Here is a 2,716-nt window from a genome sequence, read left to right on the forward strand (position 1 = left end):
ATTTCACGCTCATATTCAGTGAGATCGTACACCCCGAAATCCCATATCCGGGAGATCAGAGATTCATTCCGATTGATTGTCATGCAATTTATAAAGTCTTTTAATGGCATCCCTATCCGGCTTTCCAGATGAATTTAAGGGAAGATATTGGAGAATAAAAATATCCGCCGGTTGCTTATGAGAGGGAAGAAGACTTGAACAATGTTTTTTCACCGAAGAAATAAGACCTTCACCATCAGACTCTGATTGAATACAGGCGATTATTGCTTCGCCGAGGATAGGATGGGGAATACCAAACACCACACATGCATCAACGGTATCAACCTGCATAATAACATCCTCTATCTCTTGCGGAGATACCCGAAAGCCGGCAGATTTTATAAAAGTACCTTTTCTTCCGATAATATAAATAAAACCTTCATCATCAACAGTCGCAAGATCACCGGTATAATACCATCCATCTCTGATAACCCGGGCTGTCTCATCCGGTTCATCCAGATAGCCGATCATAATATTATCCCCGGCCGCGACAATCTCGCCCACTTCACCAGGCCTCACTACGTTGCCCTCTTCATTCCGCACCTCAAGGGTGACACCAGGAATCCCCTTCCCAATAGAATCTGGTTTATCAAAAAGTAAATCAGGAGGCAGGTATGATAAACGGGCCGTTGCCTCCGTTGCCCCATACATCACATAAAATTTTTTATCAGGGAAGGTTCTGCCAATTTTTTGAATCACTGAACTGGACAGATGTCCCCCGGCCTGGGTGAAATACCGAAGACTAGGAAACTTCAGGTTAAGAAACGGAGTTTTCTGAACCAGGATTAAAAAGGTACTTGGAACACCGGCAAATCCGGTACATTGAAACTCATTGATCCCTTTTAATGCACCACCCAGAAATGGAGACTGGTCAAGAACAAGGCTGCCACCTGCCCGTATATGCGTATGAAGAAGTGAAGCCCCATAACAATAAAAAAAGGGTAGAACAACCATCATTCGATCATCAGAAGACAGGTTCAGGTATTGAAGGATTGAATTGGTGTTTGCAATGAGATTATTATGAGTAAGCATCACCCCTTTTTTTACCCCGGTACTACCAGAGGTAAAGATAATTACTGCACATGTATCTTTAGGAATTTGCGAAGGTAAACACAAATTGCTTTGAGAGGTATCCCCTGGTATACAAGAGATCACTCTGACTCCGGCCGCGAGTGATTCATATTTCTGATCTGCAAAGACAATAGGAATAGAACATCGCGAAATTATATTTTTGATCTCTTTCGAAGAACTTTTTGTATCGATTATGACAGCAGTATTTCCAGAGTGGATGATGCCACCATATACCTGGACAAAAAAAGGAGAATTATCTGCAAGGATTCCTATCCGGCTATTGGTACCGATAGAATTCTGTATCCATGAAGAGATTCTGAGTATATCACCATAGATGTCCCGGTACGTAAGAGACACGTTCCGGGATAAAAGTAAAAAATTGTCTGAATGCTTTGAATATTCAAATAAATAATCAATAAAATTCATTTTTTCTGGAGATATTTCAAAACAATTTCCCTAACTTTCTTATAAGAACTCATATCAATGATATCATCCATTTCAAATTCAATACCCAGTTCTTCTTCTAACATGGAGACCAATTGGAGGTGTTTTAGAGAATCCCAGGGTTGGTACGAGTTATAGGCAATCTCATCGGTTACTTCTTCTTCAGAAATTTCAAATGCCTGAGCAAATATTTTTTTTATGGTATCTTCATCCATTACCTATCACACCACAATATAACCAAAGCATTACTGACTGCTACTTGAGCGGTATGAGCAATACTTATTTTTATTTCAATATTATCTAAAAAATCTGTCGTGAACTTTTCTCCAATAATATTTACCTTCGGACCGCTCTTACCATCATGTACAATCTCAATTTCCGGAAACGAGAGCCTGGAGTGATGAAGTGATGAAAAAGCTTTTATTATTGCCTCTTTCGCACAAAAACATCCACATAAGCAGGGTGCTGGATTCACTTTAGAGAAACAGTAATTGAGTTCCCTTGCAGAGAAAATTCGATTTAATAAGCGAGTATGTGATTCGAGCGATACATTTTCAAACCGATCTATCAATTCCATATCAATACCAATAGAAAATTGTGGTACTCTGTGATTATTATTGGTCATTTTCGCTATATAACTAATAAGAATTTTTTTTCAATACCACGTTCCCTTATTCTCCTCCTGCATATCAAACATCATGGCCGAAAGCAAAAACTGAACCCCAATCCCAAACACTATCACCGACACCACTGCAGGAACAAAAATAGGATTTTTCTCGACAAACTTAAACCAGAGTGCATAAATTCCGAACAAAAACGAAATAAACGTAAAAAAAACGCCCGCACAATAGAAAAACACCAAAGGATGAAACGATAATACGACATATTTCGTCTTCATCCGCCAGATAAACGCATTTAACAATAACCAGGATAACCGGACAATATACGTAGAATATTTTATCTTCGACCGCTCAAGCCCGTACCTGGCCGGATGAGGCACATTCCTGACCCGAAAGCCGAACGTATTCAGCCAGACCAGGAGATCATTACAGTATCCGTACCGGGGATATATGGCATCGAGCGAGATCGTCTCAAGAGCACGGCGGGAGATCGCTGTATATCCATTCTGCGGATCCATAAGTTGCCAGTACCCGGATGCAAT

At 40.2% G+C, this 2,716-nt stretch carries 3 protein-coding genes and 1 pseudogene; all 4 read right to left on the bottom strand.

What is annotated here, in order from left to right; genetic code table 11:
* Positions 1 to 63: 63 nt before the first annotated feature.
* Positions 64 to 1,536 (bottom strand): class I adenylate-forming enzyme family protein, encoded by a 1,473-nt coding sequence (locus tag PLA23_RS12400; protein WP_324475383.1) that lies wholly within the window; start codon positions 1,534 to 1,536, stop codon positions 64 to 66.
* On the bottom strand, positions 1,533 to 1,769 hold the full coding sequence (locus PLA23_RS12405; RefSeq protein ID WP_324475384.1) for an acyl carrier protein: 237 nt from the start codon (positions 1,767 to 1,769) through the stop codon (positions 1,533 to 1,535). The genes PLA23_RS12400 and PLA23_RS12405 overlap by 4 nt, the downstream gene beginning before the upstream one ends.
* Positions 1,769 to 2,179, bottom strand: coding sequence for a holo-ACP synthase (acpS, locus tag PLA23_RS13870; protein ID WP_502883632.1), 411 nt, complete (start codon positions 2,177 to 2,179; stop codon positions 1,769 to 1,771). Before acpS ends, PLA23_RS12405 begins: the two co-directional genes overlap by 1 nt.
* Positions 2,180 to 2,209: 30 nt before the next feature.
* Positions 2,210 to 2,716: pseudogene (locus PLA23_RS12410) on the bottom strand (glycosyltransferase family 2 protein); the annotation flags it as partial.

The sequence above is a fragment of the Methanospirillum sp. genome, from assembly GCF_035406105.1.
Lineage (GTDB): Archaea > Halobacteriota > Methanomicrobia > Methanomicrobiales > Methanospirillaceae > Methanospirillum.

What these genes read in the sequence shown, in the direction of transcription:
- acpS (WP_502883632.1), bottom strand. Translation starts at nt 2,179, where the DNA reads ATGACCAATAATAATCACAGAGTACCACAATTTTCTATTGGTATTGAT.
- PLA23_RS12400 (WP_324475383.1), bottom strand. Translation starts at nt 1,536, where the DNA reads ATGAATTTTATTGATTATTTATTTGAATATTCAAAGCATTCAGACAAT.
- PLA23_RS12405 (WP_324475384.1), bottom strand. Translation starts at nt 1,769, where the DNA reads ATGGATGAAGATACCATAAAAAAAATATTTGCTCAGGCATTTGAAATT.